Here is a 22,520-nt window from a genome sequence, read left to right on the forward strand (position 1 = left end):
CTTTCCTCAGACAGGCAGGTTCCAGCCGGGTCCGGCAGAGTCTGCAAACCAAACGCGTTGGGTACCGTCGCCGTCCACGGTCATGCCGAACTCGGACTGGGCAGGCGCACCGGCGTCCTGCCAGATCGCCAAGGCGTCTTCCACGGCGTCCCACAGACGCAAGGGACCGTGCTGGTGCACCCGCCATCCCTCCGCCGCGGTTTCGGTCCACGCCTGCGAACCGGTGGCGACGTCCACGAGGATCACGCCGTCACCGACCCTCAGCAGTTCCGCGGAAGGCGCGGCGAGCTGGGCGACCCACTGACCTGTCCAGTCGTCCAGCAGGCCGGGGTCACAGAGCGTGGGGCGGGCCTCCCCGGGGTGCTGGTAGTAGGTCGGCCGCGGCGGGCGCTCGTGATGCCGGGCGAGCATGTAGCTGATCTGGTCCCCAGCGAAGCGTCCACTGGCACTGCCGTCGTCGTCCACGGTGAGACGGATGAGCCCCGAGGCGAGCATCCACCCCCCAATGGTGGTGGTGATGGTGCCCCCGCCCCGAACCTGGTACAGCCACGCCGGCGGGACGTGCCGCACGGAGCAGGTGGCCACGATGGCGTCATAGTCGGCGCCGCCCCTGTACCCGGCGAGACCATCCCCGGTGATGAGCGTCGGGAAGTAGCCGGCGGCGTGGATGTGGTCGGCCGCAGCGGCGGCGAGCCGGGCGTCGTACTCGACCGAGTACACGACCTTGTCGCCGAGACGGCGACAGAGCAGGGCGGTGGAGTATCCGGTCCCCGTGCCGATCTCCAGGACCTTGTCTCCCTTCCGGATACCCGCGAGGTCGAGCATCCGGACGATCAGCGACGGCAGGGTGCTGGAGGATGTGGGGTTCCCGGACAGCGGCCCGGGGGCGTCAGCCGCAGCGATGCCGTCGACCTGAGTGACCCAGGTGGTGTCCTGGTAGACGAGACGAAGCCATCCCTCATCGCCCACCTCCTGACGGTGCACGGGCTCCCATTGGGTCCCGGACGGACGGAACACCACGTCGTCCAGGAAGAGTTCGCGCGGAACGGCGGCCAGGGCCTCCCGCCAGGCCGGGTCGTCCACGGGGACTGATGCGGCCAGAGCTCGGCGCAACTCGGCCGGAGCGGTGGTCATGCGGTACCTCCGTACTGGAGCTGATCGGCGATGGCTGCGGTGATACGGGCAGTGAGGTCGTCAGGGAACCAGGCCCATTGGCCGTTCGGGTTGCACTCGTACCAGTGCCAGGAGCCGTCCGGGTCCAACCCGAAGTCGAACGCTCCGAAAGCCAGTCCAAACGCGTCGAGGTACGCGCGCGCACCTGTGGCGATCTCCGCCGGGACGTCGATGGGGGTGTAGCTGAGCCGGTCGTAGTGGCGCCGCCAGTCCACCCCGGGTGAACCGTCGATCCGGACGGCGAACAGGTTCTCACCCACCACGGTCAACCGGATGTCGGCCGTCTTGGCGACCCGTTGCTGGAAGAGGTGCGCGGTGTAGCGTACCCGGTCATCGATCTGCTCCGGGCTGACGTCCTCGATCCACACGGTGAGCGCCCGGCCGCCGGTATCGGCGTACTCCGTCTCCCGGAGCGGCTTGTAGAGGACCGGCCGGTGGGTGTGCGCGCAGGCACGGGCCTGGTTCGGGTCGTTGGTGATGACGGTGGGAGGCACGTTCAGCCCACAGCGGGCAGCCATCGCCAGTTGCGCCGGCTTGTGCTCGGCGTCCCGGTTGCACCAGGGATGGTTCAGGTAGTGGGCGCCGGGGAGGGCGGCCAGGACCCCGCCGAGCCCGTAGCGGGCCTCTTCCACGGCCCAGCGGGCGGTCTGCTCACTCATCGCCAGGTCGACGGCGTAGGGGGTGGGCCGCCGCCAGTACACCGAACGCACATCGCCCAGGTCGATGGTGCGGGTCTCCGTGGACAGGGTGCCGGCGACCCCATTGCCGTTGAAGGTGGCGTTCATCTTGACAGCCGTGGGGAAGTCCCCGGGGTCCAGGCGCACGACAGGCACGCGGCGTCGGTTGAGTTCGGTGATCACCCCGTCAGCAGTAGCATCGTCCACACGTGTCACGACGAGGACGGGCGGCCCACCCGCGGCCATCAGTCGCTGTCTCCGGACTGGTCGCTGCCCTGGTCCGAATTGCCGTCGAGCGAGGTCTTCGTGGACGTCTCCTTCGACGTCTCGGACCTCTTGTGCTTGTCCATCGTCGGCGCCGGGTTGCCGTCCGGGTCCACCCACACGGCGGTCTGCGTCTCGGCGTCCAGGACCGCACGAACAGCGGGCAGGACTACGGCGTCGGGGAACGGCTTCATGCGGCTGACCCCCCAGGGGGTGATCTGATCGCGCACAGCGGTCTCCATGGGTTCCTTCTCTCTCGGTCGCATCTACGGTGGCCCCCGCAGTGCCTTCCTCAGGCGCCTACGGACTGGGGCGGGAGTCAAGGGTGTGGAGCAGTACGTTCGAGCAGACGGCGCAGGCCGAGCTGCCACTCGGACCGCGCGGCCCGGCGGCAGCGGCGAACAGCCCAAGTCACAGATCCAGAGACGGAAAGACAGACCCAGCCAACGCACCTGCCTCCAGATCCGGCCAGTGGGGCCCAGTTGGCGGGAGCAGCGCGCGCAGTCCATGGCCATCTACTGGCGCGGGGTCACCTGGGTGATGCGCGGTAGTCCCGCGGCCGGGCTGTGGCCGACCACGGGACTACCATCGGTGGAGTAGTCGATGACAGTAGCCACGGGGCCTCCTGGAATGCTCGGTGTCTGTGAACCCGGCCCGGTGGCGGATGTCTGGGTGAGCCAGGCACGTGATCCAGTCGAGAGTGACGGCCGCGGACGTCATTGATACGCAACCCCGTACGCCAGTGCGCCCATCACGGACAGCAGTACGAGGACGTAGGCGGCCTGCGCACGGCGACTGGTCCACATGGGGACCTCGTCGGGCTGCCATTGCGGCCGGAACTGCTCAGGAGGCATCGGGCGCCTCGATGTCGGCCCAGACGCATTTCGCCCACGGCCATCGGGTGTAGCCCCACGCCCTGGTCAAGGCGTCCACCAGGGCCAGACCGCGCCCGCTTGTGTCGAGCGGGCCCGCACACCGGAGGTCGGGCACGAGGGCAGGCCGCCTGTCGATGACGCCGATTCTGACCTTGCCCGGCGACATCCGGCACACGGTGACCCGCAGCCTCGGTGTCCCGGTGTGCCGGATCGCGTTGTTCACCAGCTCGGTCACGACCAGCGCGGCATCGTCCTGCACGCTGGCCAGGCCCCAGTCCTTGAGCACGTCGGCCACAAAGTTCCTGGCAACCGACGAGGATTCCGACTCCCGGGGCAGCACGCGGGACTGCGTGCCGAGTGGCTTGTGTGCCAGAGTCACGGCCGCCCCCGGCACTCCGAGTGTTCGACGACCAGCCGGCGTCTCGGCACCGCTCACGTCCGCGGATGTTGTCACCATCGCCGAGGGGTCTTCATCAGCCGGGACAGGTGGAACCCGCGGTGTCACCGTCGGGTGGTGAGTGTGCAGAACGGAGCCCATGTGTCGGGGCCTCCCAATAGGCTCGATTACGGGACACTACGACCCTAGAAAGTCCGAGGGTTGTCCTGAACTGACCGCGAGTACGGGTGGTTTGACGAGAACCACCGGGATTGGACCTCGCATGCGGGCAAGCACTCGGCCAACCCTGGCCACTAGTACGGGTAGGGGCCAGCGGCCCCGGACAGGGCTGCTCAGCGGGTACGTCCTGCGGGTGATCCGTGAGCAGCAGGGTTACACGCAGGAGGAAGCCGCCGAGCAACTGAAAGTGTCACTGGACACGATCGCTGGGTGGGAGACCGGCCGACGATCGCTGACCGCCGTGCCGGTCGCCCAGATGCTGGCCTTACGCCACCGGCTCATGCAGATGGGCGCCTCCCCCACCCTGCTTCAGGGACTGGAGCGTGCTCTGGAGGCTGACATCCTCCTGGCCAGCGCCCTGGACGAGAAGACGCCGGTTGAGGCGAGTCCCCTGGGCGCGATGGTCATGCGGCGCGAGCTCGCGGAGGTCCTCGTGTGGCCGCTCAACGGCGTGGCCCCGACCTCGGTACGAGCCCTGCCCGCCCCGCCACGGCAGCGCCGCGGACCAGCACCGGCCGCGCCGCAGCTGACCACCACCGAACGTCACGTGTTCTTCGTCAACATGCGCCGTACGGCCGAGCAGGCGCGTGGGCCCCGGCAGTTCCTGCTGCGCCGCCAGGCCCTCTATCTGTCCGGTTACGACCGCGGCACCGACACCGGTGACTGGCTCGCCCACCAGCAGCGCACCGACCGTCCGGACGACTGGCTCGCCGCCTGGCTCAACAACCGTTCCGTCGCGGCGGTCGCGGCCCGGCAGGGCGACCGCGACCGCATGTCCTACTTCATCGACACCGCACTCATGGACGACGACGCCGGCGAGGCCGCGAACCTGGCCTACTGGGCCTACTGGGTCGGCGAGACGTCCGTTCCTCAGTTGAGCGACGACTTCATCGGCGACGGCTCCCTCGGGCACTGGAACGGGAACAAACTGCTCGCCCACCTCGTGGAGGGCATCGCGCCCCAGCACGGATACGTGGACCTCAACATCCACAGCGTGTGGTCCCTGCTCCAGGTGCGCCCCGGCCTGCTGCGGTCCGGGGCCGCGGCCCGGGCCCTACGCGAGCGGCTCCCGATCATGTTGGATAGCGGAGGGCTGTCGTCGCGCGGGCGGCGGGAGCTGGAAAGCATCCGGTACGCGATCCGCCTCGCCGAGGCGTGAGAGGAGTCCCACGGTGTCCGACGAGATGACTGCGGTAGCCCGCTTCCTGTACGAGGCGGGGACACTCAAGAACACCAAGCGCTCCGGGTGGTGGATGGCCGGGGTCAAGGACCCCGAGTCGGTCGCAGATCACTCCTGGCGCACCGCCCTGATCGCCTCGATCATCGCAAAGCTGGAGGGTGCCGACCCGGCCCGGGCCGCGTTCCTCGCCGTTTGGCACGACAGTCAGGAGTCCCGCACCGGTGACGTCAATCACCTCGGCAAGAAGTACACGCGGGGTGAGGCCGACCCGGAGGCGATCACCGCCGATCAGTGTGCCGGGATGCCCGCGGTCCTCGCCGATGCCGTCAAGGAGCTGGTGACCGAGTACGAGGCGAAGGAGTCGCCCGAGGCGCTGTGCGCTCGGGACGCGGACAAGCTGGAGTGCATGATCCAGGGCGTCGAGTACCGGGACCAGGGCTACGCCAACGTGCAGCGGTGGATTGACAACAGTCGGGGGCGAATCGTCACCAAGAGCGGCCAGGCGCTCGCCGATGCCGTCCTGGAGACGAGGTCGCTGGACTGGCTTCGCTCGGCGCTCGGAGAGGGACAGCGGTAAGGGGAGGAAAGTGCCCGGAGCCGGACTTGAACCGGCACGCCCGCGAAGGGGCAGCGAGGTTTAAGCTCGCCGTGTCTGCATTCCACCATCCGGGCAGGCCATGGGCTCCGCTTGCGAGGTTCGAGCCTATCGGGACCCCTCCCCCGAACAGCGGACGGGTGGACCGATGTTGTCTTATTTTATTGATGTCTGAGGGTGCATCAGCCCGCGGAACGCGCCATCCGCACTTGCCAATAGCCTGACGTGACAGGTGTACGCGCGTACGTGAAATGACGGAATTTCACCGTCCGAACGAGGGTGTTCCACCTGTTCTCGACACGGCTCCCGGCACGGACGGAGTCAGGGTCGCCCGTCCTCCCCAGGTATGACAGCGGGCCGCTCCGTCCGACCCCAGTCGCCCTCCGGAACCGGAACAGCGACTGACTACACGCGCGCTTGCCGCCGGGACGATGGACCGGTCCCCAGCGAACAGACGTCGTACCGACAGGAGCGCCCTCCCGTGACCACCACACCCACCGCCGGCCGGACCACCGCCGTGGCCGCACGCGCCACGGAGCTGTCGAAGATCTACGGGCAGGGTGAGACCCGGGTGGTCGCCCTGGACCGGGTCTCCGTCGACTTCCGGGCCGCCGAGTTCACCGCGATCATGGGCCCGTCGGGCTCCGGCAAGTCCACGCTGATGCACTGTGTGGCCGGGCTGGACACCTTCTCCTCCGGGTCCGTGCGGATCGGGGACACCGAGCTGGGGTCCCTGAAGGACAAGCAGCTCACCACGTTGCGCCGGGACAAGATCGGCTTCATCTTCCAGGCGTTCAACCTGCTGCCGACGCTGACCGCCCTGGAGAACATCACCCTCCCCATGGACATCGCCGGGCGGAAGCCGGACAAGGCGTGGCTGGACCGGGTCATCGAGATGGTGGGGCTGTCCGGGCGGCTCGGCCACCGGCCCTCCCAGCTGTCCGGCGGTCAGCAGCAGCGGGTCGCCGTCGCCCGTGCCCTCGCCTCCCGGCCCGAGATCATCTTCGGTGACGAACCGACCGGAAACCTGGACTCGCGCTCCGGCGCCGAAGTCCTCGGCTTCCTGCGCAACTCCGTGCGCGAGCTGGGCCAGACCGTCGTCATGGTCACGCACGACCCGGTGGCCGCCGCCTACGCGGACCGGGTGATCTTCCTGGCCGACGGGCGGATCGTCGACGAGATGTACGGCCCGACCGCCGACTCCGTCCTCGACACCATGAAGCAGTTCGATGCGAAGGGCCGTACCAGCTGATGTTCCGCACCGCCCTGCGCAACGTCCTCGCGCACAAGGCCCGGCTCCTGATGACCGTGCTCGCCGTCATGCTCGGCGTGGCCTTCGTCTCCGGCACGCTGGTCTTCACCAACACCATCTCCGACGCCTACCAGAAGAGTTCCGCCAAGGGCTTCGACCGGGTCGACGTCGCCGTACGCCCCGAGTACCAGGACTCCAAGGGCGACCAGGTCGGCAGGACTCCGGAGCTGACCCGGGCCCTGCTCGACAAGGCCGCCGAGGTCCCCGGGGCCGCCTCCGCCACGGGTGTCGTCACCGGTTTCACCGCCCTCGCCGGCAAGGACGGCAAGCTCGTCGGCGGCGACTGGCAGTCCGCCGGCGGTAACTACTGGGGCGCCAAGGACCCCCGCTACCCGCTGGTCAGCGGCCACGCCCCGCGCAACGGTCACGAGGTGGCGATCGACTCCGCGACCGCGAAGCGGGCCGGCTACCGGGTCGGCGACACCGTGCGGCTCTCCGTCGACGGCCCGGTCCTCACCCCCACCGTCAGCGGCATCTTCACCACCGACGACGGCAACGTCGCCGCGGGCGGCAGCCTCACCCTGTTCGACACGGCGACCGCACAGGCCCTGTTCGGCAAGAAGGGCACGTACGACGAGATCGACGTCCGGGCCGCGGCCGGCACCAGCCAGACGGCACTCAAGGCCGAGCTGGACAAGGCCCTGCCCGCGAAGCTGGTGGAGACCACCACCGGCAAGCAGCTCGCCGACGACCAGGCGAAGGCCATCTCCTCGTCCATGAGCAGCCTGAAGCAGGGCCTGCTGGTGTTCGCCGGCATCGCCCTGTTCGTCGGCACGTTCATCATCGCCAACACCTTCACCATGCTGGTCGCCCAGCGCACCCGGGAGCTGGCCCTGCTGCGGGCGGTCGGCGCCTCCCGCCGCCAGGTCACCCGCTCGGTGCTCATCGAGGCGTTCGCCGTCGGCGCGGTCGCCGGTGTGGCCGGTCTGGCCGCCGGTGTCGGCATCGGCGCGGGCCTGCGCTCCCTGCTCGGTTCGTTCGGCGCGAGCATGCCCGACGGTCCGCTGGTGATCAGCCCCGGCACGGTGGTCACCGCGCTCGCGGTCGGCGTCCTCATCACCATGCTGGCCGCCTGGCTGCCCGGCCGCCGGGCCGCGAAGATCCCGCCGGTGGCGGCGATGAGCAGCGTGCACGCCAAGGCCACCGCCAAGTCGCTGGTGCTGCGCAACACGCTGGGCTCGCTGTTCGCGGCGGCCGGCATCGCGGTGGTCCTCGCGGGCACGAGGATGGACGCCGACACCGGCCAGGGCGCGATGGGCGTCGGCGCGGTCCTGCTCATCATCGGCGTGTTCATCCTGACCCCGCTGCTGTCCCGCCCGCTGATCGCCGCCGCCGCACCGGTGCTGCGCGCCTTCGGGGTGTCGGGCAGGCTGGCCCGGCAGAACTCGGTGCGCAACCCTCGCCGTACCGCGGCGACCGCATCCGCGCTGATGATCGGTCTGACGCTGATCACCGGTATGACGGTGATGGCGGGCAGTCTGCAGACGTCCATCGACAAGATGGCCGGCTCGGCGATCCGCGCCGACTACGTCGTCTCGATGGCCAACCGCGGTCCGCTCTCCCCGGGCGTGGAGAAGAAGCTCGCCTCCGCCGACGGCGTCACCGCGAGCAGCCCGCTGCGCAACGGCGAGTCCCGCATCGACGGCGGCACCGAGTACCTGACCGGCGTCGACGGCGCGACCATCGGTGAGCTGACCGATCTGAAGGTGACCGACGGGTCGTTCAGCGTGGGCGGCACGCGGGTCGTCGTGGACGAGGACCGCGCCGAGGACTTCGGCTGGAAGGCCGGCTCCCGGTTCACCGCGCACTTCGAGGACGGCAAGGCCCAGCGGCTGACGGTCGCGGGCGTCTACCAGGGCAACGAGATGCTCAACGGGATCATCCTCGACAACAAGGTCCTCACCCCGCACCTGTCCGACCCGGCCGACATGCAGGTCATGGTGAAGACGGCGGACGGGGCCTCCGACGCGGCCAAGGACAGGCTGGAGAAGGTCCTCGGCTCCAACCCGGCGATCAAGGTCCAGGACAAGCAGGACATCTCCCACGAGATCGCGCAGATGTTCACGCTGATGCTGAACATGGTCTACGGCCTGCTCGGCATGGCGGTGATCGTCGCGGTGCTCGGCGTCATCAACACGCTGGCCATGTCCGTCTTCGAGCGGGCCCAGGAGATCGGCATGCTCCGCGCGATCGGCCTGGACCGCAGGGCGGTCAAGCGGATGGTCCGCCTGGAGTCCCTGGTGATCTCCCTGTTCGGCGGGGTGCTGGGCATCGGTCTGGGCGTGTTCTTCGGCTGGGCGGCCGGCGAGCTGCTGGGCACGAAGATGCCGACGTACGAACTGGTGCTGCCGTGGGGCCGGATGACGGTGTTCCTGCTGCTGGCGGGCGTGGTCGGCGTCCTGGCCGCGCTGTGGCCGGCCCGGCGCGCGGCCCGGCTGAACATGCTGACGGCCATCAAGGCCGAGTAGGCGGTCGTACGACGGTGAAGGGGGCCCCGCGAGAGGGGTCCCCTTGTGCCGTACCGCTGTCAGCCGTGCCAGGTGCGGGCCCGCAGCGGGAGTCCGGAGGCGCCGGACTCCGGGGTGCGGATCGCGAGGACCTGGTTGACGCCGATGCGGTTGCGTTCGAAGGCGAGCGCGGAGGCGGCCATGTACAGCCGCCAGACACGGGCGCGGCCGGGGCTGGTGAGGCGGACGGCCCGGTCCCAGTCGGCCTCCAGGTTGGCGACCCACCGGCGCAGGGTGCGGGCGTAGTGCTCGCGGATGGACTCCACGTCCCGGACCTCGAATCCGGCCCGCTCCAGCTGGGTGACGGTGGTGCCGACGGGGGCGAGTTCGCCGTCGGGGAAGACGTAGGAGTCGATGAAGTCGTCCACCTCGTACGCCGACTCGTCCCGCTGCGGGCGGCGGGCGATCTGGTGGTTGAGCAGCCGGCCGCCGGGCTTGAGCAGGGCGTACAGCTGGCGGGCGTACTCCAGGTACTTCTCGGCGCCGACGTGTTCGGCCATGCCGATGGAGGAGATCGCGTCGAAGGGGCCGTCCACGACGTCCCGGTAGTCCTGGACCCTGATCTCCACCCGGTCGGTCAGCCCTTCGTCGGCGACGCGCTTGCGGGCGTACGCCGCCTGCTCCTGGGACAGCGTGACGCCGACGACGCTCACGCCGTGCTCGCGAGCCGCGTGGATGGCCATGGAGCCCCAGCCGCAGCCGACGTCCAGCAGCCGCTGACCCTCCTTCAGGCCCAGCTTGGCGCAGACCAGTTCCAGCTTGTCGCGCTGGGCGGACTCCAGGCTCCCGGCGTCCTCCCAGTAGGCGCAGGAGTACACCATGGAGGGGCCGAGGACGAGCTCGTAGAAGTCGTTCCCGACGTCGTAGTGGTGGCTGATGGCCCGCTTGTCGGTACGGCGGGTGTGCAGACGCCGGCGGGGTCTGCGGACCTCCTCGCGCGGCGGGGCGGGCGGGATCGGCGGGCCGGCCAGTTTCAGCAGCTCGCGGGCGGCGGCCCGGACATCGGGGTCGCGGACGGCCTGGGCGAGGCTGCGGGCGTCCTCCCCGCGCTCCCAGACCAGGCCCGCCATGGCGTCGAGCACGGTGTACAGGTCACCCTCGATCTCCAGGTCGCCGGAGACCCAGGCACGGGCGAGGCCCAGTTCGCCCGGTTTGAACAGCATGCGGCGCAGGGCGCGGCGGTTGCGCACGACGAGCGCCGGCACGTCCGGCGGACCGGACTGCGACCCGTCCCAGGCCTTCAGGCGTAGCGGGAGCGGGGCTCCCAGCATCTGCTCGACAAGACTCCTCAGCCGCGACGCGGCGTCGGCCATGGCGCACACCTCCAAGACGACGATCCCGGATGCCGGATACCACGTAAACACCGCGAGGGCTTCAGCGCAGTCCCGCGAAGGAGTTACGACTGGGCAAACCATGCAGATGGGCGCCCGGGAACGCCGAAAGACCTCCCGCACCACGGATGGCAGGAGGTCTTCCGGGCCGGTCGGTGACCGGAGGGTCTGTCAGCGACCGGAGGGTCTGTCGGTGACCGGAGGTCAGGAGGCCTTGGCCTTCTCCTCGGTCTTGCTCGCGGCGGCGACCGGCGCCGGCTTGGCGGCCTCGTAGAACTCCTCGCGCGGGTTCTCCATGGCGCCGAGGGAGACGACCTCGCGCTTGAGGAACATGCCGAGCGTCCAGTCGGCGAAGACGCGGATCTTGCGGTTCCAGGTCGGCATCGCCAGACCGTGGTAGCCACGGTGCATGTACCAGGCGAGGCGGCCCTTGAGCTTGATCTTCATCTTGCCCATGACGATCATCGCCACGCCCTTGTGCAGGCCGAGACCGGCGACCGCACCCTTGTTGGCGTGCTCGTACTCCTTCTGCGGGAAGCCCCGCATACCGGAGACCACGTTGTCGCCGAGGACCCTGGCCTGGCGCAGCGCGTGCTGGGCGTTCGGCGGGCACCAGGCGTTCTCCACGCCGGCCTTGCGGGCGGCGATGTCCGGCACCTGGGCGTTGTCGCCGGCGGCCCAGATGTAGTCCGTGCCCTTGACCTGGAGGGTGGGCTCGCAGTCGACGTGACCGCGCGGGCCGAGCGGCAGACCGAAGCGGGCGAGGGCCGGGTTCGGCTTGACGCCGGCCGTCCACACGATGGTGTTGGAGTCGACCTCCAGGCCGTTCTTCAGCACCACGTGGCCGTCGACGCAGGAGTCCATGGAGGTGGAGAGGTAGATCTCCACGCCCCGGCTCTCCAGGTGCTCCTTGCCGTACTGGCCGAGCTTGGGGCCGACCTCGGGAAGGATCTTGTCGGCGGCGTCGACGAGGATGAAGCGCATGTCCTCGCGGGACACGTTCTTGTAGTACTTGGCCGCGTCCCGGGCCATGTCCTCGACCTCACCGATGGTCTCCGCGCCCGCGAAGCCACCGCCGATGAAGACGAAGGTGAGCGCCTTGCGGCGGATCTCCTCGTCGGTCGTGGAGTCGGCCTTGTCCAGCTGCTCCAGGACGTGGTTGCGCAGGCCGATGGACTCCTCGATGCCCTTCATGCCGATGCCCTGCTCGGCGAGGCCGGGGATCGGGAAGGTGCGGGAGACCGCGCCCATCGCGATGACCAGGTAGTCGAAGGGCAGCTCGTACGCCTCGCCCACCAGCGGGGCGATCGTGGCGACCTTGCGGTCCTGGTCGATGGTGGTGACCCGGCCGGTGAGGACCTCCGCCTTCGGCAGCACGCGTCGCAGCGGGACGACGACGTGGCGAGGGGAGATGCTGCCGGCGGCGGCTTCGGGGAGGAAGGGCTGGTAGGTCATGTACGACCGGGGGTCGACGACCGTGACGGTCGCCTCGCCGTAGCGCATCTTCTTGAGGATGCGCCGAGCTGCGTACAGGCCTACGTACCCACCGCCTACTACGAGGATCCTGGGACGCTCCGTGGTGCTCATGCCATCGAGTATCCACCCGCCGTCGGGGGGTCGCTCGTGCGCCCCTTCACAAGGTCTGACAGGGCCTGTGTTAAACTCCGCGACCCGCGTGACGCACGCCATGGGGGCACGAGGGAACCGCAGGGCGCTTCGCCCCGTTGTCAAGGCCGCGTGAGCTGCCTCTCCGGGTCGGCGGGGCGACCGTGAGGACACCGTGACACCCCCGGAACACCCCCCTCCGGGCCCCTCCCACACCCTCCGTCTGAACATGTTCAAACACGCCTTGAGCCTCCGGAAGGGTCAATGGACCCCCTTCGGGAACCCGAGGGGAGGGAATTCCTTGTGAAGAACTTCACGAAGGTTCCCGCGCGGGTACGACCAGGGGCCCCTCAAGGGGCCCCCGGATGCCGCTCAAACGTTATCCACCCTGCTCAGCAGGCGGCTACCGTTCAGTAACAAAAGAGAGCCACGCCACGCCTCCCGCCAGGGCCACACCCCACCGCGGCTCCCTGACCGAGTGCGTGTACACGCGCGCGCGAAGCCGAAGCGGTCCTGGCCGAGGGCGGCCCCACTGTGACGATGGCGGAACTGCTGGCAGACCTGTTCACCGAGCGGGACGGCGACGCGGCGTGAAGTACGCCTTCCGGTTCACCACGGCGGCGCAGCGGCAGCTCCGTGCGATCAGCCGGCCCGACGCCATGCGCATCCTGGCCGCGCTGACCGCGCTCGGTGACGACCCGTACCGCGAGGACGCCGACGTCAAGAAGCTCACCGGGCCGTCCGGGCTCTACCGGCTCGGGGTCGGAAGCTACAGGGTCGCCTACCAGATCAACGAGGGTGAGCTCGTCATCCTCGTCCTCAAGGTGGGCGACCGGCGGGACGTGTACCGGAACCTGTAGGCGGTCAGGCCAGAGACCAGGCGATGCCGTCCAGGATGTCGTGCTCGCTCACCACGACCTCCCCGGCTCCGATCCGCTCCATGATCGCGAGCAGGACGAGGGCGCCCGCGCCGATGACGTCGACCCGGCCCGGGTGCAGGGACGGGATCGCGGCGCGCTCGGCGTGCGTGGAGCGCAGCAGCCGCTCGGTGATCTCGCGCACGCGGTCCCGGGAGACCCGGGAGTGGTGGATGCGCGCGGAGTCGTACCCGGGCAGCTCCTGGGCGATGGCGGAGACCGTGGTGACGGACCCGGCCAGGCCCACCAGGGTGTGCGCCTCGCGCAACGGGACCGACTGCTCGGCCAGGTCCAGGGCGGCCTCGATGTCGGCCCGCATGGCGGCGATCTCCTCCTCGGTGGGCGGGTCGCTCACCTCGCCGCCGTGCACCAGGTGCCGCTCGGTCATCCGCACACACCCGACGTCCACCGACCGGGCGGCGCGCACGTGGTCGTCGCCGACGACGAACTCGGTGGAGCCGCCGCCGATGTCCACGACCAGGTAGGGCCGGGTGAGGTCGGCGCGTCCGGTGAGTTCCTTCGTGGCGCCCGTGAAGGAGAACTCGGCCTCCTGGTCACCGGTGATGACCTCCGGCTCGACCCCGAGGATGTCCAGCACGCCCCGCACGAAGTCGTCGCGGTTCTCGGCGTCGCGGGAGGCGGAGGTGGCGACGAAGCGCAGGCGCTCGACGCCGTGCTCCTTGATGACGGCCGCGTACTCACGGCAGGCGGCGAAGGTGCGCTCCAGTGCCTCGGGCGCGAGCCGGCCGGTACGGTCGACCCCCTGGCCGAGCCGCACGATCGTCATCCGGCGGTCCAGGTCGGTCAGTTCGCCCGTCGCCGGGTCGGCGTCCGCGACCAGCAGACGGATGGAGTTGGTACCGCAGTCGACGGCGGCCACGCGGGTCACTTCTCGTCCCCCTCGCTGTCGTCGCGCACGTCCTTCTCGCCGCTGTCGAGCGTCACGCACGCGCCCTTGCGCCACCACTCCGGCAGCATCGCCAGGGCCTCGTCGCCGAGCGGGTTCACGCCCGGGCCGGCGGCCAGCGAGTGGGCGACGAGCACGTGCAGGCACTTCACCCGGTCCGGCATGCCGCCCGCGCTCGGGAAGCCCCGCAAGACCTCGATCTCGTCGCGGCGCCGGATGTAGTCCTCGTGCGCGGCCCGGTAGGCGGCGGCCAGCTCGGGGTCGCGCCCCAGCCGCTCGGTCATCTCCTTCATCACGCCGTTCGCCTCCAGCGTGCCGATGGCGGAGGACGCCTTCGGGCACGTCAGGTAGTACAGCGTCGGGAAGGGCGTGCCGTCGGGCAGGCGCGGTGCCGTCTCCACGACGTCCGGCTGACCGCACGGGCAGCGGTGCGCGATGGCCCTGAGGCCCCGCGGCGGGCGGCCCAGCTGCTGCTTGAAGGCCTCTACGTCCGCGTCGGTGGGCTCGGTGCGCGGAGTGGGCGGCGGAGGGGTTTCCATGACTGCTTTCAGGGTGGCTTTCTGTCGGTTGTCGCGGGCCGGCGGACCGGTCACTGATCGGAGGCGTCGGCCTTGTCGACGCCGTCCCAGACGTTCGCGTACCAGGCTCGGTGGGCGGCCCCGAGGTCGGCGCGGGACTGCCTGGCCGCGCCCGGGTCGACGACCACGTACCCGGTCTCGCCGGGCATCACGTAGTGCAGCCGGCGGCGGATCTGCTGCTCGGCGTAGGCGTCGTCCTGCCAGCGCGCCTTCAGGTCGCGCAGCTGCTCCACGCGCTGACGGGCCTGCTCCCGCTGCCGCTGCAGGTCGGCGATCTCCGCGCGCTGGGAGACGTACTGCCGCATCGGGTAGGCGAGGGCGACGATCATCGTGCAGAGCACCAGTGCGAGCAGGGCCGCGCGGCCGGTGAGCCGGGAGCGGCGGGCCTGCCGCTTGGTCTGGGAGCGGTAGACGCGGGCCGCGGTCTGCTCGCCGAACAGCCGCAGCCTGGTCGCGGTGGAGAAACGGTCCCGGTCCTTCACGGCCATCTGGCTCTCCGCCTCCCCTTTCACACGTGCGTACGTCCCCGGACACGGTACGGGACCGAGTACGGGGACGTACGTACGACTGGCTAAGCCTTACGCCAGGATGGGTCAGCCCTTGAAGCGCGGGAACGCGCTGCGGCCGGCGTACACCGCCGCGTCGTCGAGGATCTCCTCGATGCGCAGCAGCTGGTTGTACTTGGCGACGCGCTCGGAGCGGGCCGGGGCGCCGGTCTTGATCTGGCCGCAGTTGGTGGCGACGGCCAGGTCGGCGATGGTGACGTCCTCGGTCTCGCCGGAGCGGTGCGACATCATGCACTTGAAGCCGTTGCGCTGGGCCAGCTCCACGGCGTCCAGGGTCTCGGTCAGCGAGCCGATCTGGTTGACCTTGACCAGCAGGGCGTTGGCGGCGCCCTCCTCGATGCCACGGGCGAGGCGCTCGGGGTTGGTGACGAACAGGTCGTCGCCGACCAGCTGGACCTTGTCGCCGAGCTTGTCGGTGATGACCTTCCAGCCGGCCCAGTCGTCCTCGAACAGCGGGTCCTCGATGGAGACGAGCGGGTAGGCCGCCACGAGCTCCTCGTAGTACTCCGTCATCTCGGCGGCGGAGCGCTCCTTGCCCTCGAAGAGGTACTTGCCGTCCTTGTAGAACTCGGAGGCGGCCACGTCGAGCGCGAGGGCGATCTGCTGGCCGGGGGCGTAGCCGGCCTCCTTGACGGCCTCCAGGATGAGGTCGAGGGCCTCACGGTTGGAGCCGAGGTTCGGGGCGAAGCCGCCCTCGTCGCCGAGGCCGGTGGCGAGGCCCTTGCTCTTCAGGACCTTCTTCAGGGTGTGGTAGACCTCGGTGCCCCAGCGCAGGGCCTCGGAGAAGGACTCCGCGCCGATCGGGGCGATCATGAACTCCTGGATGTCCACGTTGGAGTCGGCGTGCGAGCCGCCGTTCAGGATGTTCATCATCGGCACCGGCAGCAGGTGCGCGTTCGGGCCGCCCAGGTAGCGGAAGAGGGGGAGGTCGCTGGCCTCGGAGGCGGCGTGCGCGACGGCGAGCGAGACGCCGAGGATGGCGTTGGCGCCGAGGGAGCCCTTGTTGTCGGTGGCGTCCAGGTCGAACATGGCCTGGTCGATCAGGCGCTGCTCGGTGGCGTCGTAACCGACCAGCTCCGGGCCGATCTGCTCGATCACGGCGAGGACGGCCTTCTCGACGCCCTTGCCCTGGTAGCGGTTGGGGTCGCCGTCGCGGAGCTCGATAGCCTCGAAGGCGCCGGTCGAGGCGCCGGACGGGACGGCGGCACGACCCGTGCTGCCGTCGTCGAGGCCGACCTCGACCTCGACCGTGGGGTTGCCTCGGGAGTCCAGGATTTCCCGGGCTACGACGACGTCGATGGACGGCACGAGCATCTCCTTCTTGGATGTGACGCTGGAAGTGCGGGGCGGTGTGCCTTACGGCTGTGCCTTGCGACTAGAGCCTAACCGTCCCGGGGGCGTCGGCCACCGACCGACCGCCCCGTGGACAAGTCGACGGTACCTTTTGTTTCTTGCCGAAACAAAGGGTGCGGGGCCGGTGGACGCAAAAAGCCCCGCCCCGGCGCGCACGGGGGAACGCGCACCGGGGCGGGGAGCCCGTGGGGACGGGGGGACGGCCCGCACGGGGGCCTTCAGTGTGGCCCGCGCGGACGCGCGGGCCCTCGCTCGGGCTACGAGCCGGGTGTCACTTCAGGTGCAGCTGCTGACCCGGGTAGATGAGGTTGGCGTCCTCGACGATGTCCTTGTTCAGCTCGAACAGCTTCTGCCAGCCACCCTGCACGTGGTGCTTCTCGGCGATGGAGCTGAGGGTGTCACCGGTGACGACCTTGTACTCGCCGTCGCCCTTCTTGACCTTCTTGCCGGTCGGGGTGGTGACGGTCTTGCCCTGGCTCCTGCTCGCGGCCGGACGCTCGGCGGAGCGGGAGGCGGCCTGCCCGTCGGTGGAGCGGGTGGTGGTGGAGCCGCCCGAGGTGGTGGAGGTGCTCGGGGCGGAGCCGTTGTACGGGGTGCTGGACAGGCCCGTGCCGCAGACCGGCCAGGCGCCCTTGCCCTGAGCGGCGAGGACCTTCTCGGCGACGGCTATCTGCTGCGCCTTGCCGGCCTTGTCCGCGGTGGCGGCGTACTGCGTGCCGCCGTACGCGGCCCAGGTGGAGGCGGAGAACTGCAGACCACCGTAGTAGCCGTTGCCGGTGTTGATGGACCAGTTGCCGCCGGACTCGCACTGGGCGACCGCGTCCCACTGGGAGGCGGTGGCGGCGGAGGCGTTGCCGGCCGCCATCAGCGGGGCGGCGACGGCGGCACCGGTAACACCGGCGAGCGCGACGGCGCGGACGGCCTTGGACGGACGACGGTGCTTGCCCTTGCTGGAGAACAGCATGGATCGATCCCCTCACCGACGCCTGCGAGGTGAGCTGTCGGGTTCGGGCCGGTTGAGTTGCCCGGCCGCACCCCGCTTGCGCGGGATGCGGCTTCACCCCAAGCCGGTTCCGGCATCAACTGCCGGGCCCGGCACTTACCTTGGGTCCCCCGCTCCTGCCGACGGCGCTTGACGCGACGACTGTTCCCGGGCAACCGCTGGCAGGATTCGGCGTTGCGGCTGCCGGGGCTCGTGGTGACGAGCGGCCTCGACCGTAGACACGCGATCCGCGGAATTTCAAAGACGATCAGGGCTTCTGAGACTCATCCCACACTTTCGCCAAACCGGACATTAGGGAGTGAAGTGGGGCGTCAACTCCCGCTACTTCCCGCCCGTTTCGCCCCCGACTTCCAGGGTCTGACCGGCACTGATGTGGTTCGGGTCGGCCCCGATGGCGTTCTTGTTGTCCGCGTACAGCGCGCGCCACCCGCCGTCGACGTCAAGGGAGTCGGCGATGGAAGCGAGGGTGTCGCCCTGACGGACGGTGTACGTGTCCGTTTCACGGGAGGCGTGCCGGCCGGAGGAAGCGGCATTCTGACCGTTTGTCACGCTTTCGCCCGCACCGCTCTCGTCCGCGCTCGCGCCGCGGTGGCGTCCGCCGCTGAGGGATCCGGTGTCGACCAGGCTCCAAGAACCGGCGGCCTGCTGCGGGTTGTCCTCGATGCCGGCGTCCGGGGTGACCGTGGGAGAGCTGTCGGCTTCCCGCGGGCTTCCGGCGTCCGGCGTGGCGGACTTGTCGGACTTGGGAGTTTTGGCCCCCGTGGAACCGGTGGCCGTACCGGCGCCCTTGCCCGGCTTGACGCTCGGAGTGGTGGCCTCGTCCGAGGAGGAACCGGTACCGGAACCGGAGTTGGCGTCGGAGCCCGCACCGGTGGAGGGCGATGAATCCGGCAGAACGGACGAGTCGGAGCTGCCGGAGGAACCGGACGTACCGGAGTTGCCGGCTGATCCGGACGAGTCACCCGAACCGCCGGCGCCACCGGAACCGCCGACGCCCGTGTCGACGTGCGTCGAGCCCGAGCCCTGGGTCAGACCGGACAGCAGGGCGCAGGTGGCCCAGGGACTGGTGCCCTTGTCGGCGAGGATCTTCTCGGCGACGGCGATCTGCTGGTTGCGGCTGGCCTGGTCGGGGCTGGCCGCGTACTGGCCGCCGCCGTAGGCGTTCCAGTCCTCCTGCGAGATCTGCAGGCCGCCGTAGTACCCGTTGCCGGTGTCCGCGCTCCAGGAGCCGCCACTCTCGCACTCGGCCACCTTGTCCCACGTGGTGCCGTCGGCCGCGTTGGCGCTCGCGGCGCCGAGGAGCGGGATGGCGATGGCGGAACCGGTCACTCCGGCCGCGACGAGGAGAGCCGGGGCCTGACGGGGGCGACGGTGTCGGCCGTTCCCGGAGAGCATGCAGAAGCCTTTCGAGCGACAGCAGGACCGGCGCGGCGGATCGAGCCGGTCGCCGCGCTGATGGGTGAACGTATCGGCAGACGATCACTTGTCACAAGTTCATGCCGCGCAGATCACGTGAAGATCACAGAGTTGAACGTCTGTCATGTTTCCTTGAAGAGGCTGTGTGGGAGCCCGGCCGGACCGTGTCAGACGTGTGCTCGGGCGCGTGGTCAGGCTGTGTGGGCCCGGTGGTGTGGGCCAGGTGATGTGCTCAGGCGCGGGGCGTGAACTCCACCGGCAGGCTGCGCAGGCCGCGCATGATGAGTCCGCCGCGCCAGCGCAGTTCGGCCGGGTTCGCGGCGAGCCGCAGATCGGGCAGCCGGGTGAGCAGGGTGGCGAGCGCGGTCTGGCCCTCCAGACGGGCGAGCGGCGCACCGAGGCAGTAGTGGATGCCGTGGCCGTAACCGAGGTGCTGGTTGTCGCGGCGGGCGAGGTCCAGCACGTCCGGGTCGGCGAACCGCTCCGGGTCCCGGTCGGCGGCGGCGAGGACGACGAGCACCGGGTCGCCCGGCGCGATGTGCTGCCCGCCGATGGTGAGCGGCTCGGTGGCGAACCGCCAGGTGGCCAGCTCCACCGGGCCGTCGTAGCGCAGCAGTTCCTCCACTCCGGTCGCCAGCAGCTCCGTCTCCCGGCGCGCCAGGGACTCCTCCAGCCGCCGGCGCTGCTCGGGGTGTGTGAGCAGGGCGTAGGTGCCGTTGCCGATGAGGTTGACGGTCGTCTCGAAGCCGGCGAACAGCAGGATGAAGGCCATGGCGGCGGCCTCGTTCTCGGTGAGGTGCTCGCCGTGGTCGGAGGCGCGGATGAGGCCCGAGATCAGGTCCTCGCCGGGCGCTGGTTCGGCGGGCAGCGCCTCGCGCTTCTTGTGGATCAGCTCGGCGAGATAACCGCGCATCTTCTTCACCGACCGGGCGACGCCTCCCCGGGGTCCTCCGCCGTGCCGGATCATCATGCCCGCCCAGTCCCGGAAGTCGTCCTGGTCCTCGCGCGGGACGCCGAGCAGGTCGCAGATGGCGTAGATGGGCAGCGGGAAGGCGAACTCGTGGATGAGGTCGGCGGAGCCGCGCCGCGCGAACTGGTCGATGAGGTGATCGGTCAGCTCCTGCACCCGGGGCGCGAACTCGGCGACCCGGCGGGGCGTGAACGCCTTGCTGACCAGCCGGCGCAGCCGGGTGTGGTCCGGCGGGTCGATGTTCAGCAGATGCGTCATCAGCTCGGCCTTGCGCTCGCCGGGGATGCCCGTCTTGCCCTTGGCGTGCGCGGGCTCGTCGTGATGCGCCGGGTTCTTGCTCAGCCGCTGGTCGGCCAGGGCCTGCCGGGCATCGGTGTACCGGGTGACCAGCCAGGCCTCGACCCCGCTCGGCAACCGCGTGCGGTGCACGGGGGCGTGCTCGCGCAGCCAGGCGTACGCGGGGTAGGGGTCGGCGGCGAACTCCCAGGTGAACAGGGCGGGGGCCGGCTGGTCCGGGTGGGAGGACGGCTGGGCGGGGTGAGGCTGGTCGGTCACTCCTCGACCGTATCCGGCTCGCCGAGGAGTGTCGGGCGGGGTGGGGGCGGGCTGGGGGCGAGGCGGCAGCGCCGCTAAGCGGGCAGGCCCTCGGCGGCCCGTATCGCGTCCCGGTACGCCCGGGCGGCCGCCCGCAGTGCCGCCTCGGGGTCCACGCCCGCCGCCTCGGCGCGGACCGCCAGCGCCAGCAGCTCGTAGCCGATGCCGTCCCCCTGCGGCAGCGGGACGTCCAGGCCCGCCGTGCGGGTCCGGGAGGCGAGCTTGGCGGCGAGGGCCAGGCCGGGCTGGCCGAGCGGGACGCCGTCCGTGACCGAGGTGCGCCGCTTCTCCTCGGCCTTGGTGCGCAGCCAGTGCTCCTTGACGTCCTCCGGGGTCTCGGCCTCCTCGTCGCCGAAGACGTGCGGGTGCCGGTGGATGAGCTTGGCGACGATGCCGCCGGCGACGTCGTCTATGGAGAACGGCGCGTCCGGGTCCTCCTCGGCGATGCGGGAGTGGAAGACGACCTGGAGGAGGACGTCGCCCAGCTCTTCGCGCAGCTCCGCGCGGTCGCCGGCCTCGATCGCCTCGACCAGTTCGTACGCCTCCTCGATGCCGTACTTCGCCAGGCCCTCGTGGGTCTGCCGGGAGGACCACGGGCACTCGGCGCGGATGCGGTCCATGACCTGCACGAGGTCCAGCAGGCGGGCGCCGGGCAGGTCGTAGGAGGCGGGGAGCAGCTCCAGCTCCGGCATCGCGACCCGGCCGGAGCCGGCCAGCCGGGCGAGCCCGTCGGTGAGGGCGGGCTCCCCCTCGCCGGTGGCCACGACCACCACCGTCCGGCCCCCGGCACAGGCCTCGACCAGTTCCTGGGCGGTGGGGGACGCCTCCGCCACCGCTATCCCGGCCTCGCGCAGATACGGCAGCTGCGGATGGGCGCCGTCCGCGCACAGCACGGCGTCGGCGGTGCGCAGGGCCTGCCAGGCGGGCCAGGACAGCAGACCGGGGGCGACGCGGTGGCTGGTGGTGAGCAGGACGACGCGGCCGGGGGAGGCTTCCCCACGGGTTTCGGGGCTGGTTTCGTTCACGATCCGAACGTAACCCACGGGGCGAGGGAGCGGATCGGGTTGTCCACAGGCCCGACGGGGTCGTGCGATCGTATGACTGGATGGTCCGCCACGCCGGTCAGTGGCCCGTCTACGCCGTCACCGGCTCCCCGCCCGCCGTCGTGACCTCCCGTACCCACGGCGTCTCGGCGTCCACGCGGCTGCTCTTCTGGACGTCCCAGGAGCCGTAGCGCGGGTTGAGGTCGACGTGGAGTTCCTCCGAGGCCTTGGAAAGGGCCTTCCAGAAGGCGGGCTGGCTCGTGTCGGTGCCGAGCCGGGCGGCGAGCTTCTGCGCCTCCAGTTGCAGGCGCAGGTTGTCGTCGAGGCGGGCCGGGGCGATGCCGTACTTCTGCAGCCAGGCCGTCTCCAGGCCCTTGCCGCCGCCGGCCTGCCGCTCCAGCTCGCCGCGCATCTGCTGGATCTCCTTGCGGGTGACCGCGATCCCCGCGTCCCGCGCGGCGCGGTGCAGCACCCGGTCGAGCACCATGTTGTGCAGGGTGTCGCGGGTGAGGGTGCTGGTGGAGGAGACGACCTGCTGGTACTGCGTCTCGTCCGGCACCGCGGCCCGCTGTGCCCGGCGGACCTCGTCGACCCGGCTCTCCAGCTGGGCGACGGTGATCCGCTGCCCGCCGACGACGGCCGCGGCGCCCGGATGCGCGTCGCTTCCGCAGGCGGTCAGCAGGGGTGCCGCTGCGGCGATCGCGGCGGTGAGGACGAGCGCGGTGCGACGGCGGCGGTGCAAGGGGACCTCCAAGGGGAGATTGCAACGACAGGTGCGGCGCGTCAGCGCCTCCGCCAGGGGTGGTGGTCGGGCGACGGGCGGGCGCACAAGATCTTGCGATGATCGATGGTAGGCAGTGGGCAGGCTGCGGCCAACCCATTCGACCAACGATTCGCGCGCGCTTCGGGCACCGCCGCGCCGCTCCCGGAGGGGCCGCCGGCTCAGCCGGGTCAGCCGACGATGGCCACCGGCGCGTCCCACGCGTCCCGGTCGACGGTCAGCGTGACACCGGCGTGCGCCTCCTCGCTGGTCACCCT

At 70.4% G+C, this 22,520-nt stretch carries 20 protein-coding genes, 1 tRNA gene, 1 pseudogene and 1 riboswitch; of the genes and pseudogenes, 6 read left to right on the forward strand and 16 right to left on the reverse strand.

Features of this window, described 5'->3' with window-relative positions:
• Positions 1-6: 6 nt before the first annotated feature.
• From tgmC to AB0L21_RS25795, 4 genes are all read right to left on the reverse strand, one after another.
• On the reverse strand, positions 7-1,134 hold the full coding sequence (gene tgmC, locus AB0L21_RS25780; protein ID WP_365786627.1) for an ATP-grasp peptide maturase system methyltransferase: 1,128 nt from the start codon (positions 1,132-1,134) through the stop codon (positions 7-9).
• The gene (gene tgmB / locus AB0L21_RS25785) at positions 1,131-2,096 is read right to left on the reverse strand and encodes an ATP-grasp ribosomal peptide maturase (protein WP_365786629.1); all 966 of its coding nucleotides are present in this window, start codon (positions 2,094-2,096) and stop codon (positions 1,131-1,133) included. The genes tgmC and tgmB overlap by 4 nt, the downstream gene beginning before the upstream one ends.
• Positions 2,096-2,356: a putative ATP-grasp-modified RiPP gene (tgmA, locus tag AB0L21_RS25790; protein ID WP_365786631.1), complete on the reverse strand. Its 261-nt coding sequence runs from the start codon at positions 2,354-2,356 to the stop codon at positions 2,096-2,098. The genes tgmB and tgmA overlap by 1 nt, the downstream gene beginning before the upstream one ends.
• A 601-nt stretch (positions 2,357-2,957) precedes the next feature.
• A complete protein-coding gene (locus AB0L21_RS25795; RefSeq protein ID WP_365786633.1) occupies positions 2,958-3,527 on the reverse strand; it encodes an ATP-binding protein in 570 nt (189 codons plus the stop codon).
• A 109-nt stretch (positions 3,528-3,636) separates the two neighbouring features.
• Here AB0L21_RS25795 and AB0L21_RS25800 point away from each other — a divergent pair, with 109 nt between their 5' ends.
• Together AB0L21_RS25800 and AB0L21_RS25805 are read left to right on the forward strand one after the other, a co-directional pair.
• Entirely contained in the window at positions 3,637-4,764 is a 1,128-nt protein-coding gene (locus AB0L21_RS25800; protein ID WP_365786664.1) for a helix-turn-helix transcriptional regulator, read from the forward strand.
• A gap of 13 nt (positions 4,765-4,777) precedes the next feature.
• Positions 4,778-5,362 carry an HD domain-containing protein gene (locus AB0L21_RS25805; protein WP_365786634.1) on the forward strand — a complete coding sequence of 195 codons (585 nt, stop codon included), beginning with the start codon at positions 4,778-4,780 and terminating at the stop codon, positions 5,360-5,362.
• A gap of 11 nt (positions 5,363-5,373) precedes the next feature.
• On the opposite strand, the gene AB0L21_RS25810 is transcribed toward AB0L21_RS25805, so the two are convergent.
• Positions 5,374-5,457 (reverse strand) — tRNA-Leu (locus tag AB0L21_RS25810).
• A 404-nt stretch (positions 5,458-5,861) separates the two neighbouring features.
• On the opposite strand from AB0L21_RS25810, the gene AB0L21_RS25815 reads away from it, so the two are divergent.
• On the forward strand, positions 5,862-6,632 hold the full coding sequence (locus tag AB0L21_RS25815) for an ABC transporter ATP-binding protein (protein WP_365786636.1): 771 nt from the start codon (positions 5,862-5,864) through the stop codon (positions 6,630-6,632).
• The gene (locus AB0L21_RS25820; RefSeq protein WP_365703237.1) at positions 6,632-9,160 is read left to right on the forward strand and encodes an FtsX-like permease family protein; all 2,529 of its coding nucleotides are present in this window, start codon (positions 6,632-6,634) and stop codon (positions 9,158-9,160) included. The genes AB0L21_RS25815 and AB0L21_RS25820 overlap by 1 nt, the downstream gene beginning before the upstream one ends.
• Positions 9,161-9,219: 59 nt before the next feature.
• Here the strand turns inward: AB0L21_RS25820 and AB0L21_RS25825 are convergent, their stop codons facing one another.
• On the reverse strand, positions 9,220-10,512 hold the full coding sequence (locus AB0L21_RS25825) for a cyclopropane-fatty-acyl-phospholipid synthase family protein (protein WP_365786638.1): 1,293 nt from the start codon (positions 10,510-10,512) through the stop codon (positions 9,220-9,222).
• 222 nt (positions 10,513-10,734) lie between these two features.
• Positions 10,735-12,117 (reverse strand): NAD(P)/FAD-dependent oxidoreductase, encoded by a 1,383-nt coding sequence (locus AB0L21_RS25830; RefSeq protein WP_365703241.1) that lies wholly within the window; start codon positions 12,115-12,117, stop codon positions 10,735-10,737.
• Positions 12,118-12,627: 510 nt separating this feature from the next.
• Here AB0L21_RS25830 and AB0L21_RS25835 point away from each other — a divergent pair.
• Both AB0L21_RS25835 and AB0L21_RS25840 read left to right on the forward strand, forming a co-directional pair.
• A pseudogene (locus tag AB0L21_RS25835) lies at positions 12,628-12,729 on the forward strand (prevent-host-death protein); the annotation flags it as partial.
• Positions 12,726-12,995: a type II toxin-antitoxin system RelE/ParE family toxin gene (locus AB0L21_RS25840; protein ID WP_365786640.1), complete on the forward strand. Its 270-nt coding sequence runs from the start codon at positions 12,726-12,728 to the stop codon at positions 12,993-12,995. The pseudogene AB0L21_RS25835 and the gene AB0L21_RS25840, both read left to right, overlap by 4 nt.
• A gap of 4 nt (positions 12,996-12,999) precedes the next feature.
• On the opposite strand, the gene AB0L21_RS25845 is transcribed toward AB0L21_RS25840, so the two are convergent.
• The 9 genes from AB0L21_RS25845 to AB0L21_RS25885 form a co-directional block, all read right to left on the reverse strand.
• Positions 13,000-13,941, reverse strand: coding sequence for a Ppx/GppA phosphatase family protein (locus AB0L21_RS25845; RefSeq protein WP_365786642.1), 942 nt, complete (start codon positions 13,939-13,941; stop codon positions 13,000-13,002).
• A complete protein-coding gene (locus AB0L21_RS25850) occupies positions 13,938-14,498 on the reverse strand; it encodes a DUF501 domain-containing protein (protein ID WP_365703247.1) in 561 nt (186 codons plus the stop codon). The genes AB0L21_RS25845 and AB0L21_RS25850 overlap by 4 nt, the downstream gene beginning before the upstream one ends.
• Before the next feature lie 50 nt (positions 14,499-14,548).
• Positions 14,549-15,025 (reverse strand): septum formation initiator family protein, encoded by a 477-nt coding sequence (locus AB0L21_RS25855; protein ID WP_365703249.1) that lies wholly within the window; start codon positions 15,023-15,025, stop codon positions 14,549-14,551.
• Positions 15,026-15,130: 105 nt separating this feature from the next.
• Positions 15,131-16,417, reverse strand: coding sequence for a phosphopyruvate hydratase (gene eno / locus AB0L21_RS25860; protein ID WP_365703251.1), 1,287 nt, complete (start codon positions 16,415-16,417; stop codon positions 15,131-15,133).
• Between the two features lie 310 nt (positions 16,418-16,727).
• The gene (locus AB0L21_RS25865; RefSeq protein WP_365786644.1) at positions 16,728-17,420 is read right to left on the reverse strand and encodes a transglycosylase family protein; all 693 of its coding nucleotides are present in this window, start codon (positions 17,418-17,420) and stop codon (positions 16,728-16,730) included.
• 4 nt (positions 17,421-17,424) lie between these two features.
• A riboswitch (cyclic di-AMP (ydaO/yuaA leader) is annotated at positions 17,425-17,597 on the reverse strand.
• A 183-nt stretch (positions 17,598-17,780) separates the two neighbouring features.
• The gene (locus AB0L21_RS25870) at positions 17,781-18,854 is read right to left on the reverse strand and encodes a transglycosylase family protein (protein ID WP_365786646.1); all 1,074 of its coding nucleotides are present in this window, start codon (positions 18,852-18,854) and stop codon (positions 17,781-17,783) included.
• A gap of 253 nt (positions 18,855-19,107) precedes the next feature.
• A complete protein-coding gene (locus tag AB0L21_RS25875) occupies positions 19,108-20,400 on the reverse strand; it encodes a cytochrome P450 (protein ID WP_365786648.1) in 1,293 nt (430 codons plus the stop codon).
• Between the two features lie 74 nt (positions 20,401-20,474).
• A complete protein-coding gene (locus tag AB0L21_RS25880; protein WP_365703259.1) occupies positions 20,475-21,464 on the reverse strand; it encodes a nucleoside triphosphate pyrophosphohydrolase in 990 nt (329 codons plus the stop codon).
• Between the two features lie 109 nt (positions 21,465-21,573).
• Positions 21,574-22,224, reverse strand: coding sequence for a SurA N-terminal domain-containing protein (locus AB0L21_RS25885; RefSeq protein ID WP_365703261.1), 651 nt, complete (start codon positions 22,222-22,224; stop codon positions 21,574-21,576).
• Positions 22,225-22,520: the final 296 nt, after the last annotated feature.

The organism is Streptomyces sp. NPDC052721, from assembly GCF_040678315.1.
Classification (GTDB): domain Bacteria; phylum Actinomycetota; class Actinomycetes; order Streptomycetales; family Streptomycetaceae; genus Streptomyces.